Source organism: Brenneria rubrifaciens, assembly GCF_005484945.1.
Classification (GTDB): domain Bacteria; phylum Pseudomonadota; class Gammaproteobacteria; order Enterobacterales; family Enterobacteriaceae; genus Brenneria; species Brenneria rubrifaciens.
This window is the reverse complement of record NZ_CP034035.1, coordinates 1,918,050-1,932,165: the sequence shown is the minus strand read 5'-3', so window position 1 is coordinate 1,932,165 and position 14,116 is coordinate 1,918,050. Positions and strand designations below refer to the sequence as shown.

Here is a 14,116-nt window from a genome sequence, read left to right as displayed (position 1 = left end):
ATCTTATGGCGCACCTTCGCAAGCGACATAGAAAAACACGCCTGGCTTTTTTTACCGCGGCTGCGCTAAAAAGCAGCGGTAAGTAAAGCAGCAGTATAAATAACATCGCCATATGGCACGCCATCAGCTAGGTTAGGGGGTAGCATACGGCGCTGACGGCGTCGTTGGTTAGAATAATCAACATCATATTCAACACTCAGTTAATGAGGACGCTATTTGTGGAATTCCTTTTTCAGTATGGTTTATTTCTGGTCAAAGCGCTTACCATCGTGGTGGCGATTGGCGCGGTAGTGATTTTTGCTGTCGGTTTGTCACAGCGCAAGCGCCGGCGCAAAGGTGAGTTGCAGGTGATTGATCTGGGCGAACAGTATCGTGATATGCAGCGGGAAATTCAAAGCGTCTGTATGAGTGACGCTGAACGTAAGCGGTTATCCCGGCAAGAAAAAAAGAAAGAAAAAGCGTTGGCACGGCAGGATAAACAGCGTGCGAAACGCGGTGAAGAGAAAAATGTGAAGCCGCGTCTGTATGTGCTGGATTTTAACGGCAGCATGGATGCCGGCGAGGTAAGCTCGCTGCGTGAAGAGATTTCTGCTGTGCTGGCCGTGGCGAAACCGCAGGACGAAGTGTTGCTGCGTCTGGAAAGTCCGGGCGGCGTGGTACATGGATACGGGCTGGCCGCGTCGCAGTTGCAACGCTTGCGTCAGGGTGGGGTGCGCCTGACGGTCGCCGTTGACAAGGTGGCCGCCAGCGGCGGCTATATGATGGCTTGTGTGGCTGATCGCATTGTCGCCGCGCCGTTTGCCATCGTGGGGTCGATTGGCGTGGTGGCTCAAATTCCTAACTTCAATCGCTTGCTGAAGAACAAGGATATTGACGTCGAATTGCATACCGCAGGTGAGTTCAAACGCACATTAACTTTGTTTGGTGAGAATACGGAAGCCGGGCGGGAAAAATTCCGCGAGGATCTGAACATCACGCATGGGCTATTCAAGCAATTTGTACAGGCGATGCGCCCTTCGCTGGATATTGATTCCGTCGCAACCGGCGAGCACTGGTTTGGTTCTCAGGCTAAAGATCTTGGGCTGGTTGACGCTATTGGCACCAGTGATGATCTGCTGATTGCCGAAATGGAAAATCATGAGGTTCTCTGCGTCCGTTACACGCGGCGTAAACGCCTGCTTGATCGACTGACCGGCAGCGCGGGGGATGCGGTGGAGCGATTGATGCTACGCTGGTGGCAACGCGGAAATAAACCACTGCTCTAAGCGTGGTAGCGCGCATAAAACAGATCGCCCGCGATAATTCGCGGGCGATCTGTTTTTTAATCGATCAGATAATATTTTTCTGACAGCACCTGTGTCAGATGTTTAAACATATTGAAAACGGCCGTGGTTTTCAGCGTGGGTAACCCATTGGCATCAAGAAAAAATTCGCCGCGAAAAATTAGTACGTTATTTTTAGACTCTACGCTTTCAGCGACCATGCCGTGCAAATAATCGTCGTGATTATGAATAATGCCATTGGCTTCGGCCAGCAGTGCGTGACGGGCGATCGGCGATTTTGCTTCTCGTACCAGAGATTCATTGGACATTTGTTCTTAACTCCTGGTTCACAGATGATGTTTCTGGTGAGGAAAAGATTGTACTGCGCGGAACGATGCGATCGCAAATGTACCGAATTTTAGTGACTTGCTTGCCGATCGCGTTAACCAAGAATTGGCTAAAACGCCGTTTCCATGCTAATTAGGTTGCGTGGCGTTATTTATCAGGTAGAGTGTGGGATTTTGTGTCGCCAGTGGAATAATTTCTTTACGCCACGACGGTCTGCGCAGATTTAATGCGGTAACAGACAATATTTTTGTTCTGATAAAATAGAGGGTTGCAGGTGCCGCGTTGAAAAAAAACTTACCCGCGCAGGATAAATCCGCAACGCTGCAATCCTCAATTAATCGAGCATCCGCCCTTGTTTGTTCTGGCTGATGCCCCCAAAAGATCTCTGATTTTCAGAAGAACTAAGCAGGTAAAAGTACATATGGGTAAAGCTCTCGTTATAGTTGAGTCCCCGGCAAAAGCCAAAACGATCAATAAATATCTCGGCAATGACTATGTGGTTAAATCCAGCGTCGGTCATGTACGCGATCTGCCGACCAGTGGCTCAGTCAGTAAAAAGAGCACGGACTCGACCAAAGACAAAACGAAAAAAAGCGTTAAAAAGGATGAAAAATCCGCGTTGGTCAACCGCATGGGGGTCGATCCCTATCATGATTGGAAAGCCCATTACGAGATTTTGCCTGGCAAGGAAAAAGTTGTTTCCGAACTGAAAACGTTGGCGGAAAACGCCGAACACATCTATCTCGCAACCGACCTTGACCGCGAAGGGGAAGCCATTGCCTGGCACCTGCGGGAAATCATTGGTGGCGACGATAAGCGGTTCAGTCGCGTGGTGTTTAACGAAATTACTAAAAACGCCATTCAGCAAGCGTTTCAGAAACCGGATAAGTTAAATATCGACCGAGTAAATGCACAGCAGGCGCGTCGTTTTATGGACCGGGTGGTGGGTTACATGGTTTCTCCGCTGCTGTGGAAAAAGATTGCCCGTGGGTTGTCGGCCGGACGCGTACAGTCCGTCGCGGTGCGTCTAATCGTTGAGCGCGAGCGTGAAATCAAAGCGTTTGTGCCGGAAGAATACTGGGAACTGCACGCCGATTTAATGTCGGGTAATGACAACCAGTTACGAATGCAGGTCACTCATCACCACGACAAGCCGTTCAAGCCGGTTAACAAGGCGCAGACGCAGGCAGCGGTCAGCCTGCTGGAAAAAGCCGACTATGTGGTCGCCGAGCGTGAAGATAAGCCGACCAGCAGCAAACCCGGCGCGCCCTTCATTACCTCGACGCTACAGCAGGCGGCGAGTACCCGTCTGGGTTTTGGCGTGAAAAAGACCATGATGATGGCGCAGCGCCTGTATGAAGCGGGCTACATCACCTATATGCGTACCGACTCGACCAACCTGAGTCAGGATGCGCTAACCATGGCGCGCGAGTACATTGGCGCCGCGTTTGGTAAGCGGTATCTGCCCGATGCGGCCAACCACTACAGCAATAAAGAGAATTCACAGGAAGCGCACGAGGCCATTCGTCCTTCAGACGTGAACGTCTTGGCCGATAGCCTGAAAGATATGGAAGCGGATGCGCAGAAACTGTATCAGCTGATTTGGCGTCAGTTTGTGGCCTGTCAGATGACCCCGGCGCAGTACGATTCCACCACGCTGATTGTTAACGCCGTTGATTATCAACTGCGCGCCAAAGGGCGCACGTTGCGCTTTGACGGCTGGACGAAAGTCATGCCCGCGCTGCGTAAAAATGACGAAGATCGTACGTTGCCAACGGTGGCGGTCGGTGAGCTACTGACATTGCAACAACTGTTGCCGGGACAGCACTTTACCAAGCCACCGGCGCGTTACAGTGATGCGTCGCTGGTGAAAGAGCTGGAAAAACGCGGTATCGGGCGACCTTCCACTTACGCCTCGATCATTTCGACCATTCAGGATCGCGGCTATGTACGGGTGGAAAACCGCCGTTTCTATGCGGAAAAAATGGGTGAGATTGTTACCGATCGGCTGGAAGAAAACTTCCGTGAATTGATGAATTACGACTTCACCGCGCGGATGGAAAGCAGTCTGGACCAGGTGGCAAATAATCAGGCGGAATGGAAAGCGGTTCTGGATGAGTTTTTTGCCGAGTTCAGCAAGCAGTTGGAAACCGCAGAGCAGGACCCGGAAGCAGGCGGTATGCGCCCGAACCAGATGGTGATGACCAGCATCGATTGCCCGACCTGCGCCCGCAAAATGGGCATTCGCACCGCCAGCACAGGGGTTTTCCTCGGTTGTTCCGGGTATGCGCTGCCGCCGAAAGAGCGTTGCAAAACCACGATCAATCTGATCCCTGAAGCGGAAGTGCTGAATGTGCTGGAAGGGGATGAAGCCGAAACCAACGCATTGCGCGCGCGTCGCCGTTGTACTGAATGCGGCACCGCGATGGATAGCTATCTGATTGATAATCATCGTAAGCTGCATGTATGTGGCAATAACCCGGCTTGCGACGGTTATGAGATCGAAGAGGGTGAGTTCCGTATCAAAGGTTACGACGGCCCGATTGTCGAATGCGAAAAATGCGGTTCGGAAATGCACCTTAAAATGGGGCGCTTTGGCAAGTACATGGCCTGTACCAACGACGCTTGCGGCAACACGCGTAAAATTTTGCGCAATGGCGACGTCGCGCCACCGAAAGAAGATCCGGTGCCGTTGCCTGAGTTGCCTTGTGAGAAATCGGACGCGTATTTTGTGTTGCGCGATGGCGCCGCGGGCGTGTTCTTGGCAGCCAATACCTTTCCGAAATCTCGCGAGACGCGCGCCCCGCTGGTGGAGGAATTACAACGCTTCAAAGATCGTTTGCCTGAAAAACTGCGCTATCTGGCCGATGCGCCGGCGGTGGATAAAGACGGCAACAAAACGATGGTGCGTTTTAGCCGCAAGACAAAGCAGCAGTATGTCTCTTCAGAAAAAGAGGGCAAGGCGACGGGGTGGTCGGCGTTCTATGTTGATGGAAAATGGGTGGAAGGCAAGAAATAAGCCATTAAGACTCAACCAGGCCAGCCTTTTCAGGCTGGCTTTTTTGATCTGGGTAAGGGGATCGCGATTTATCCGGGAGAATAACCCTCCGTTGATATACCCTGCGTTATTTCAGGCCAACGCTGCGTGCAGAATGCGGTTTTTGGGTGAACGTCCATGCAATTATGGTTATATAAAAACTATTTTTATGATTAAATGACATTAATTGACTAAATATGCGCCTGAGTAACGGAACGGATAACAGCGCCTGTTTTGTCAATGGAACATCTTCAGACCAGAGATGCCGCACGCACAACCAATTGGGAATGGGATAAATTATGAAACTGCAACAGCTTCGTTATATTGTTGAAGTTGTTAACCACAATCTGAATGTTTCCTCTACCGCTGAGGGGCTGTATACCTCTCAACCAGGGATCAGCAAACAGGTCAGAATGTTAGAGGATGAACTGGGCATACAGATTTTCGCCCGCAGCGGAAAACACTTGACCCAGGTCACTCCCGCAGGACAGGAAGTCATTCGTATTGCGCGTGAAGTCCTTTCCAAAATCGATGCCATCAAAGCTGTCGCCGGAGAGCACACCTATCCCGATAAAGGTTCCCTGTTTGTTGCGACCACGCACACGCAGGCCCGTTACGCGCTACCCAGCGTGATCAAAGGGTTTATTGAGCGCTATCCTCGGGTATCACTGCATATGCATCAGGGGTCGCCTACCCAAATCGCGGAAGCCGTGGCCAAGGGAACGGCGGACTTCGCCATTGCCACGGAAGCGCTCCACCTTTATGACGACTTAATCATGTTGCCCTGCTATCACTGGAATCGAGCGGTAGTGGTGAAACCCGATCATCCACTGGCGTCGAAAAAAGAGATCACCATAGAAGAGCTGGCCGATTACCCCATTGTGACTTACACCTTTGGTTTTACCGGGCGCTCAGAGTTGGATACCGCGTTCAACCGGGCAGGGTTGACACCGCGGATTGTGTTTACCGCCACGGATGCCGATGTCATCAAAACCTATGTTCGTCTGGGATTGGGCGTCGGGGTCATTGCTAATATGGCTATGGACCCGCAAACCGAAACCGATTTGGTGACCATCAACGCCAACCGTATTTTCAGCTACAGCACGACCAAAATCGGCTTTCGACGCAGCACGTTTTTGAGAAGCTACATGTATGATTTCATCCAGCGTTTTGCGCCGCATCTAACTCGTGATGTGGTGGATAGCGCCGTTGCGTTACGCTCTAATGATGAAATTGAGGCGATGTTTAAAGATATTACATTGCCGATTAAGTAACAGAAGTACAGCCAGATACGAATAAAAGGCCGGAGAGTTCGACTATCCGGCCTTTTTACTGGACGCGTGATGAGCTGCTAGGCGTAAACTTTTTCTTTGAACTCGCAGAGATCTTCAATCAAGCAGGCGCCACAGCGCGGTTTACGGGCGACGCAAGTATAGCGGCCGTGCAGGATGAGCCAGTGATGGCAATCGACTTTGAATTCCGCCGGTACGACTTTAAGCAGTTTTTCTTCCACTTGATCGACGTTTTTACCCGGTGCGAAGCCGGTGCGGTTGCTGACGCGGAAAATATGGGTATCCACGGCAATCGTCGGCCAGCCGAAAGCGGTATTGAGCACCACGTTGGCGGTTTTTCGCCCTACGCCGGGCAGGGCTTCCAGCGCCGCCCGATCTTCGGGAACCCGGCTTTGGTGCTTTTCAATCAGAATGCGGCAGGTTTTAATGATGTTTTCTGCCTTGCTGTTAAACAGGCCGATGGTCTTGATGTACGTTTTTATCCCATCAACGCCCAATTCGAGCATGGCTTCCGGAGTATTGGCCACCGGGTAAAGTCTGGCCGTGGCCTTGTTGACGCTGACGTCGGTTGCCTGAGCGGAGAGCAGTACCGCGATGAGTAACTCGAATGGCGTACTGAACTTCAGTTCCGTTGTGGGATGGGGATCGTTGGCGCGTAGCCGTCTTAAGATCTCAATCCGCTTTTCCTTATTCATAATGATTCCCTTGCCGCCTCGCTTGAGGACGATTTTGTTACGACCGGCACGCTTGCTTTGCGTTGTTTCAGCTTTTCATCAATCAGGTATTTTGCCGCCAGCAGCAGCCCTAAACCGATAAACGCGCCGGGCGGCAACATTGCCAGCAGGAACGGCGAGTCCAGGTGGACGACCTCCATTCGCAGGGCTTTGGCCCAATCACCCAACAGCAGATCCGCGCCATCAAACAGCGTGCCGTTGCCCAGAATTTCGCGCAGGGAGCCCAGTACAAGCAACGCGCTGGTGGCGCCGAGTCCCATCGCCAGCCCATCTACTGCCGAGAGTCCTACCGGGTTTTTCGAGGCATAGGCTTCGGCGCGGCCGATGACAATGCAGTTCGTTACAATCAGAGGAATAAAAATTCCCAGTGATTGATATAACCCATAGGCGTAGGCGTTGATCAGCATCTGTACCATACTGACCACCGACGCAATCACCATGACGTAAATAGGGATACGAACCTCCGCCGGAACCCAGCGTCTCAGCGCGGAGACGGCAATGTTGGTACAGGTCAGCACCAGCGTCGTCGCCAGCCCCAATCCCAGCGCGTTGGTTGCGGTGGAAGACACCGCCAGCAGCGGACACAGACCGAGCAATTGCACCAGCGCCGAGTTGTTTTTCCATAATCCCTGAATCAGAAGATGTTTGACTTCACTCATTTATTTTCTCCGCAAACGGGCAGGGTATTGAGCTGTGGCGGCAGGGTTTGCAGATACAGGGCGCTACGTTTTACGCTGTTGATGACCGCGCGCGGCGTAATGGTCGCTCCGGTAAACTGGTCAAACATCCCCCCCTCTTTTTTCACCGCCCAGCGGTCGTCATCCCTGCCTTGCACCGTTTGACCGCTAAAACGGGTTATCCAGTCAGAAATACGGATTTCGATTTTATCACCTAACCCCGGCGTTTCATGATGCTCGGTCACCCGAACGCCCAATACATTGCCATGAAAATCGGCGCCGATCAGCAATTGGATGGCGCCGGAATACCCATCGGGGGCGGTGCTCTCTATCGCCGCCGCGATGGGCGCGCCGTCTTTACGGGCGACGAACAACCGGCGAGGCGACGTTGATCCCAATGCCGGATTGGAAACAAGGTAACACTCCTGTTGTATGTCGTTGTTATAGCTCGCTATAGGAACAACCTGATCCAACAACATTTTTTGCTGCATCAGCGCCTGTCTGGAAATGGTCGGCCCGGTCAGGCTGTTAACCACGGCGGTCAGGGCCGTGGTTAAGGCGGCAAACAGTGCCAGTGTCGTCGCATGGCGGCGCATTGTGGTAAACATAGCGGAACGATCCTCAGCGATGATGCCCGTAAGCGCGCGGTTTAGTGTAATAGTCAATCAATGGCACGGTGATATTCGCCAGCAATACGGCAAATGCCACGCCATCAGGATAACCGCCATAGGTTCTGATTAACCAGACCAGCAGGCCGATCAGCGCGCCAAAAATCAGACGGCCCCGATTGGTGGTCGATGCCGTTACCGGATCGGTGGCGATAAAGAACGCCCCCAGCATCGTGGCGCCAGAAAGCAGATGCAGAGCGGGCGGGGCGCATTTTTCCGGTGCCAGTAGCCACCCCAGAGAAGCGCACAGCGTCAGGCTAAGCAAAAAACTGACCGGAATATGCCAGCGAATGGTTCCGCGCGCCAGCAGAAACAGTCCGCCGATAAGAAAACCCAAATTAACCCACTGCCAGCCGATACCAGCCATGACGGTAGAAAACAGGGCCGTCGTGAACGGTGGCTGTTGCAGAATTTCCAGCGGTTGCTGGCCTGAACGTAAACCGGTTTTGAAGGTATCGAGCGGCGTGGCCTGACTGATGCCGTCAACCGTATGCATTAACTGTTGCACCGTGTGGCCGGAGGGCGTGTGCCCGGTCAGGATCGTCATCAACGCGTCGCTGAAGCCGACCGTCATGGCCTGGAGCGGAACGGGAGGCAACCAACTGGTCATCTGAACCGGAAAGGAGACGAGCAGCACAACGTAGCCAATCATTGCCGGGTTGAACGGGTTCTGCCCCAGCCCGCCGTATAACTGTTTGGCGATCACGATGGCGAATGCGGTTCCTATGACAATCATCCACCACGGCGCCAGCGGCGGCAGGCTAATACCGAGCAGAATGGCCGTCAGCAGCGCCGAATTATCCGCCAGCGTCGCGCGGACATGAAACTTTCTCAGTGACGTTGTCACGGCCTCGGTCGCCAGCGCGGTGACTGAGGCAAGGCCGACTTGAATCAGATTGCCGTAGCCGAAAAAATAGTACTGCGCCAGCATCCCCGGGATACAGGCGACGATAACCAACAGCATAATGCGCTGTGTACGTTGCTGATTGTGCGTAAAAGGTGAACTCGCGATTTTGAAAGCCATTTATTCCTCTTGAAACGTCGATGCCGCTTGTGCGGCTTTGCGCGCCTTCACCCGGGCGATAGCGGCGGCGACGGCCGCTTTGCGTGGGTCGATCGGTTCGTCAGCCACGTGATCAGCGTTATCTGGCGTCGCGGGTACAGATGCAGGGTCGGTATTGTCATGCTCAGTCTGTTGCCGGGCTTTGCGTGCCTTCACCCGGGCGATGGCGGCGGCGACGGCCGCTTTGCGTGGGTCGATCGGTTCGTCGGCCACGTGATCAGCGTTATCTGGCGTCGCGGGTACAGATGCAGGGTCGGTATTGTCATGCTCAGTCTGTTGCCGGGCTTTGCACGCCTTCACCCGGGCGATAGCGGCGGCGACGGCCGCTTTGCGTGGGTCGATCGGTTCGTCAGCCACGCGATCAGCGTTATCTGGCGTCGCGGGTACAGATGCAGGGTCGGTATTGTCATGCTCAGTCTGTTGCCGGGCTTTGCGCGCCTTCACCCGGGCGATGGCGGCGGCGACGGCCGCTTTGCGAGGATCGACGACATCGGTTACCGTATCGTTTGCGCTATCCGCTACGTCGGTTTCTGCAAGCGATGGTTTCTCCGGCGTTTGTGCCTTACCTGCGGCGCGAGCGGCCATGGCCGCTTTTTTATCGCGAACGCTTTCCAATGCGGCTTGGACTGCCTGTTGATCACTCATTGATGCGCCAGCGGCAGCTTGTTTATGCCGCGACTCGCGGGCCAGCTTTTCACGCTCAAGACGCGCCTGCTTAGCCTCAAAGCGCAGTTTAGCCTGTGCCGCGCGTTGCGTTTCCTCATCAACCGCTCGAATTTCGGCTTTTTCCTGTCGGTAATATTGCACCAACGGAATATTGCTTGGGCAAACATAGGCGCAGGCACCACATTCAATGCAGTCGAATAAGTGATGATTGCGGGCCTTTTCATGCTCCTGTCCCAGACTGAACCAGTACAGTTGTTGCGGCAACAACCCGGCAGGGCAGGCATCAGCGCATTGGCTGCAACGGATGCATGATTGCTCTTCGGCAACGGGTTCTATCTCGGTGGCGGAAGGGGCCAGCAGACAGTTACTGATTTTAACAACCGGCACATCGAGTGACGGCAACGTAAACCCCATCAGCGGCCCGCCCATGATCACCATAGGTTGATCATGGGCATGGAAGTCTGCGTGCGTGAGTAAGTGACGTACCGGCGTGCCCAGCCGCGCCCAGACATTACCGGGCTGGCGCAGCGCTTCGCCCGTCAGCGTTACCACGCGTTCGGTCATGGGTTCACCATCGATAACGGCACGCTTAATGGCGAACGTGGTGCCTACATTTTGCATCAGAACGCCAATGGCAGCGGAATGCTTACCAAAGGGGACTTCTTTGCCGGTGAGAATTTTAGTGAGCTGTTTGGCCCCGCCCGACGGATATTTGGTCGGGATCACGCGCAACTGTATATCGCCGCGCCGACGTAACGCATGGCGCATGGCTTCAATGGCTTCCGGTTTATTGTCCTCAATCCCGATAAGAATACGCTGGGGCTGTAGAAGATGATCAAGTATATCGATACCTTGAACGATTTCATCGGCGCACTCCTGCATCAGCCGGTCATCTGCCGTGATATAGGGTTCACATTCCGCCGCGTTGACAATCAGCGTTTCTATCCCGCGCAGGCCGCCCTGTAATTTTGCCGCGGTAGGAAAACCCGCGCCGCCAAGACCGGCAATCCCCGCTTGATGAAGGTGATTCAGCAGGGTATCGGCGCTTTGTGTGCGGTAATCGGCCAGCGTATGGCGTTCACACCAAAGGTCTTCACCGTCAGAAATGAGAATGACGCTTAATTCCGGTAAGCCGGAAGGGTGCGCCGTCATATGCGGACGAATGGCGCGGATCGTGCCGGAGGTCGGGGCATGAACGGGGAGCGTTCGCCCTTTGCCGAGGGTCAACGGCTGCCCGCGCAACACGTTTTCGCCCACTTTAACGCACAGTTCCCCTTCCGGGCCCAGATGCTGTTTAAGCGGAATAATGAACTGTTCAGGCAAGGGGAGGTGACGCAACGGTATCCGGCTGGATTGCGTTTTCATTTCTGGCGGATGAATGCCGCCATCGAAATCCCAAACTCTGTCTTTTTTAAAGGCGGAAAACAGCTTAAGCATGTTGTTCTACTTGAATAACGCGAACCGGAATCGTATTGAGATCCCACTTCCAGTTGGCGGGAGTGGGCTCGATGGGGCGCATCTCAATGCAGTCTGTCGGGCAGGGAGAGACACACAGATCGCAACCAGTACATAAATCACTGACCACGGTATGCACGGCTTTGGTACTGCCAACGATGGCATCCACCGGGCAGGCCTGAATGCATTTTGTACAGCCGATACAGTTAGTTTCATCAATCCACGCCACTTTGCGTTCGGGGTTCAGGACGGCGTTATCACCGTCGAGGGGCTGGGGACCGATATTCAGCTTTTCGGCCAGCTTGAGCATCATAGCTTCGCCACCCGGCCCGCACTTATTGATGTTTTCACCGTTCAGGCACACGGCTTCGGCATAGGGACGGCAACCGGGATACCCGCACTGTCCGCACTGGCTTTGCGGCAGCATGGCCTCGACCTGTTCTACCATGGGGTCGCCTTCCACCTGGAAGCGCCGCGAGGCATAGCCAAGAATGAGGCCGAAACACAGGGCGAGGGCGCTTAACGCCGCGATTGCGATCCAGATTGCCGTCATCAGAATTTCACCAGGCCGGTAAAACCCATAAATGCCAGCGACATCAGTCCGGCGGTAATTAAGGCAATGGCGTTCCCGCGAAACGGGGCGGGAACATTAGCAACCGCGAGACGTTCGCGAATAGCGGCAAACAGCACCATGACCAGAGAGAAACCCGCCGCGCCGCCAAAACCGTAAACGGTTGACTGAAGAAAACCGTGCGACATGTTCACGTTCAGCAACACCACGCCTAAAACCGCGCAGTTGGTAGTAATCAACGGCAGGAAAATCCCCAGTAAACGATAGAGATCAGGGCTGACTTTACGCACGAACATCTCGGAAAACTGCACCACGAATGCCAATACCAGAATAAACGCCATGGTGCGCAGGTAAAGAATATCCAGCGGCAACAAAATATATTCGTTGATCAACCAGGAAAACATCGCGCCCAGCGTCATCACGAAGGTGGTTGCCAGCCCCAGGCCAATCGCCGTTTCCAGTTTTTTGGAAACGCCCATAAACGGGCACAATCCCAAGAATTTCACCAGAACGAAATTGTTTACCAAGAGAATGCTAACAAATAATAAAGCGTATTCGGTCATTACAGCGCCTAAAGAAACAAAATCCGCACATTATCGGGCATTGTCGGGCTTTCAACAACACATCGATAGTAAGGTTATAGTCAAAGCCGGGGGATGTGTACCGCAATGCCGGGGTGGAAGGGGTATCGGGTAGGGAGCGGCGCCGGCGACGCTGTGAAATACCGTCGCTATCACACCTGAAAGCGTCTGCGCTCTTGGCATGAACGCCACTACCCAGGGCGGCCGAAACCGCCTTCTGATGGCGCAATCAATGCGCGCAAAGCTTGTAATAGACCTCATTCCAGCGCAGCGCGTCTTTGAAGGCGGGGAGGCGGGTGTCGTTATCGATAACCATCAGCTCAATATTTTGCATGTCGGCATATAACCGCATCGTGTCCAGATCCAACGCTTGCGTGAATACCGTATGATGCGCGCCCCCGGCCAGCATCCAGGCTTCGGCTGCGACTTCAAGTGACGGTTGAGCCCGCCAGATCGCCCGCGCTACCGGCAGTTTGGGCAGTGGGCGCGGCTGGTCGATGGTATCGACCTGATTCACCAGCATTCTGAAGCGATCGCCCATATCGATGACGCTGGCATTGAGCGCAAGACCCGCCGGCGCAGAGAAGATCAAACGCGCGGGATCGGCTTTACCACCGATACCCAGATGTTGCGCGTCCAGAATCGGCTTTTGCTCTTTGGCGATGCTGGGGCAAACTTCCAGCATATGAGCGCCTACCACCAGATCGTTATTCTGCTGGAAGTGATAGGTGTAATCCTCCATAAACGACGTGCCGCCCGCTAGTCCTGTCGCCATCACTTTCATGATGCGCAGCAGCGCCGCGGTTTTCCAGTCGCCTTCGCCGCCAAAACCATAGCCTTGTTGCATCAGACGCTGTACGGCCAGCCCCGGTAGCTGCTTCAACCCATAGAGATTCTCGAAATTGGTGGTGAAGGCGTGATAGCCGCCTTGCTCCAGAAAACGCCGCATGCCGAGTTCAATCTGCGCCGCATCCAATAGATTCTGACGATTTGGGCCATGAAGCTTGACGGCATCCGTCAGTTGATAGCTGGCTTCGTATTCTTCAACCAGCGTGTCGATGTCGCCTTTGGACACCGCATCGACGACAGTAACCAAATCGCCGATTCCCCAGGCGCTGACCGCGTATCCGAACTGAATCTGCGCCCCGACTTTATCGCCTTCGGTAACCGCCACTTCGCGCATGTTGTCGCCAAAACGCGCCACTTTCAGGTGGTTACTCTCCTGAATCGCCGCCGCGACGCGCATCCATTTAGCGATGCGCTGGTGCGCATTGTTATCCTGCCAGTGACCGACCGCCACCGGGTGCGCCTGACGCATACGCGCCCCGATAAACCCGAACTCCCGTCCGCCGTGCGCGGTCTGATTCAGATTCATAAAATCCATATCCATCACGTCCCACGGAATTTCAGCGTTGAATTGGGTATGGAATTGCAGCAGCGGCTTATGAAGAATGCGGAGTCCGCCAATCCACATTTTGGCCGGAGAAAAGGTGTGCAGCCAGATAAGCAAGCCGATACAGCTATCCTGGTAGTTCGCGTCGCGGCATAGGGATATGATTTCGTCCGGTGTTTTTACCAGGGGTTTTAGCACCAGTTTAACCGGCAGCCCGGCCTTCTGATTTAAGCTCGCAACGACGTTTTCCGCATGCGCTTTTACCTGCCGTAAGGTTTCTTCGCCGTAGAGATGTTGGCTGCCGATAACAAACCAGACTTCAAGCTGCTTAAAATGAACCATGACGACTCCTGTTCAAAAGGAAGAAAA

12 protein-coding genes are annotated in these 14,116 nt (G+C 53.9%); 3 read left to right on the top strand and 9 right to left on the bottom strand.

The window, feature by feature from the left end:
- Nucleotides 1–218: 218 nt before the first annotated feature.
- Nucleotides 219–1,265, top strand: coding sequence for a protease SohB (gene sohB / locus EH207_RS08955; protein ID WP_137713684.1), 1,047 nt, complete (start codon nt 219–221; stop codon nt 1,263–1,265).
- A 56-nt stretch (nt 1,266–1,321) separates the two neighbouring features.
- Here sohB and EH207_RS08950 read toward each other — a convergent pair whose 3' ends face one another.
- Nucleotides 1,322–1,591 (bottom strand): YciN family protein, encoded by a 270-nt coding sequence (locus EH207_RS08950; protein WP_137713683.1) that lies wholly within the window; start codon nt 1,589–1,591, stop codon nt 1,322–1,324.
- A 440-nt stretch (nt 1,592–2,031) separates the two neighbouring features.
- Between EH207_RS08950 and topA the strand changes: the two genes are divergently transcribed.
- Both topA and cysB read left to right on the top strand, forming a co-directional pair.
- Nucleotides 2,032–4,629: a type I DNA topoisomerase gene (gene topA, locus EH207_RS08945; RefSeq protein WP_137713682.1), complete on the top strand. Its 2,598-nt coding sequence runs from the start codon at nt 2,032–2,034 to the stop codon at nt 4,627–4,629.
- 317 nt (nt 4,630–4,946) lie between these two features.
- Nucleotides 4,947–5,921 (top strand): HTH-type transcriptional regulator CysB, encoded by a 975-nt coding sequence (cysB, locus tag EH207_RS08940; RefSeq protein ID WP_137713681.1) that lies wholly within the window; start codon nt 4,947–4,949, stop codon nt 5,919–5,921.
- Between the two features lie 77 nt (nt 5,922–5,998).
- On the opposite strand, the gene nth is transcribed toward cysB, so the two are convergent.
- The 8 genes from nth to araA all read right to left on the bottom strand — a co-directional run bounded on the left by nth (nt 5,999) and on the right by araA (nt 14,089).
- The gene (gene nth / locus EH207_RS08935; protein ID WP_137713680.1) at nt 5,999–6,634 is read right to left on the bottom strand and encodes an endonuclease III; all 636 of its coding nucleotides are present in this window, start codon (nt 6,632–6,634) and stop codon (nt 5,999–6,001) included.
- Nucleotides 6,631–7,332 (bottom strand): electron transport complex subunit E, encoded by a 702-nt coding sequence (locus EH207_RS08930; protein ID WP_137713679.1) that lies wholly within the window; start codon nt 7,330–7,332, stop codon nt 6,631–6,633. The genes nth and EH207_RS08930 overlap by 4 nt, the downstream gene beginning before the upstream one ends.
- Nucleotides 7,329–7,958, bottom strand: a complete 630-nt coding sequence (rsxG, locus tag EH207_RS08925; protein ID WP_137713678.1) for an electron transport complex subunit RsxG — start codon at nt 7,956–7,958, stop codon at nt 7,329–7,331. The genes EH207_RS08930 and rsxG overlap by 4 nt, the downstream gene beginning before the upstream one ends.
- 13 nt (nt 7,959–7,971) lie before the next feature.
- On the bottom strand, nt 7,972–9,042 hold the full coding sequence (rsxD, locus tag EH207_RS08920; RefSeq protein WP_137713677.1) for an electron transport complex subunit RsxD: 1,071 nt from the start codon (nt 9,040–9,042) through the stop codon (nt 7,972–7,974).
- Complete coding sequence (gene rsxC, locus EH207_RS08915) at nt 9,043–11,184, bottom strand: electron transport complex subunit RsxC (protein ID WP_137713676.1); 2,142 nt, start codon at nt 11,182–11,184, stop codon at nt 9,043–9,045.
- The gene (gene rsxB, locus EH207_RS08910) at nt 11,177–11,755 is read right to left on the bottom strand and encodes an electron transport complex subunit RsxB (RefSeq protein ID WP_137713675.1); all 579 of its coding nucleotides are present in this window, start codon (nt 11,753–11,755) and stop codon (nt 11,177–11,179) included. Before rsxB ends, rsxC begins: the two co-directional genes overlap by 8 nt.
- Nucleotides 11,755–12,336, bottom strand: a complete 582-nt coding sequence (rsxA, locus tag EH207_RS08905) for an electron transport complex subunit RsxA (protein WP_137713674.1) — start codon at nt 12,334–12,336, stop codon at nt 11,755–11,757. The genes rsxB and rsxA overlap by 1 nt, the downstream gene beginning before the upstream one ends.
- Before the next feature lie 247 nt (nt 12,337–12,583).
- The gene (araA, locus tag EH207_RS08900) at nt 12,584–14,089 is read right to left on the bottom strand and encodes an L-arabinose isomerase (protein WP_137713673.1); all 1,506 of its coding nucleotides are present in this window, start codon (nt 14,087–14,089) and stop codon (nt 12,584–12,586) included.
- Nucleotides 14,090–14,116 lie beyond the last annotated feature (27 nt).

Excerpts from the sequence above, each read along its gene's own strand:
- araA (WP_137713673.1), bottom strand. The coding sequence starts at position 14,089 with ATGGTTCATTTTAAGCAGCTTGAAGTCTGGTTTGTTATCGGCAGCCAA.
- cysB (WP_137713681.1), top strand. The coding sequence starts at position 4,947 with ATGAAACTGCAACAGCTTCGTTATATTGTTGAAGTTGTTAACCACAAT.
- EH207_RS08950 (WP_137713683.1), bottom strand. The coding sequence starts at position 1,591 with ATGTCCAATGAATCTCTGGTACGAGAAGCAAAATCGCCGATCGCCCGT.
- rsxC (WP_137713676.1), bottom strand. The coding sequence starts at position 11,184 with ATGCTTAAGCTGTTTTCCGCCTTTAAAAAAGACAGAGTTTGGGATTTC.
- rsxB (WP_137713675.1), bottom strand. The coding sequence starts at position 11,755 with ATGACGGCAATCTGGATCGCAATCGCGGCGTTAAGCGCCCTCGCCCTG.
- nth (WP_137713680.1), bottom strand. The coding sequence starts at position 6,634 with ATGAATAAGGAAAAGCGGATTGAGATCTTAAGACGGCTACGCGCCAAC.
- rsxA (WP_137713674.1), bottom strand. The coding sequence starts at position 12,336 with ATGACCGAATACGCTTTATTATTTGTTAGCATTCTCTTGGTAAACAAT.
- EH207_RS08930 (WP_137713679.1), bottom strand. The coding sequence starts at position 7,332 with ATGAGTGAAGTCAAACATCTTCTGATTCAGGGATTATGGAAAAACAAC.
- rsxG (WP_137713678.1), bottom strand. The coding sequence starts at position 7,958 with ATGTTTACCACAATGCGCCGCCATGCGACGACACTGGCACTGTTTGCC.
- topA (WP_137713682.1), top strand. The coding sequence starts at position 2,032 with ATGGGTAAAGCTCTCGTTATAGTTGAGTCCCCGGCAAAAGCCAAAACG.
- rsxD (WP_137713677.1), bottom strand. The coding sequence starts at position 9,042 with ATGGCTTTCAAAATCGCGAGTTCACCTTTTACGCACAATCAGCAACGT.